1 pseudogene is annotated in these 232 nt (G+C 61.2%); it reads right to left on the bottom strand.

Going from position 1 to position 232, the window contains the following annotated elements:
• Nucleotides 1–232: pseudogene (locus ACFZPT_RS27130) on the bottom strand (flagellar motor stator protein MotA); the annotation flags it as partial.

Here is a 232-nt window from a genome sequence, read left to right as displayed (position 1 = left end):
AGCTCATGGGGGGCCATGTTGCCGGAGGACATGATGCGCAGGTAATCACAGAAATAGGCGGTCATGCGCTCGTCTTTGAGCACGGCCGGGTACTAGGCGAAAATCGGGCTGGCGGCGGCGTCTTCGATGTCGGCCTCAATGGCCATCATGCCCTCGCGGCGGCTCTGGTTGAGGATCTCGTAGACCAGGCCCAGCACTTCCAGATAGAACGTGTGGGAGAAGCGCGAGCCGA

Origin of the sequence: Pseudomonas sp. MD330_10, from assembly GCF_042610415.1 — a bacterium.
Lineage (GTDB): Bacteria > Pseudomonadota > Gammaproteobacteria > Pseudomonadales > Pseudomonadaceae > Aquipseudomonas > Aquipseudomonas rhodesiae.
Note: the sequence above shows the minus strand (reverse complement) of the source record. Positions and strands in the feature narration are given on the sequence as shown.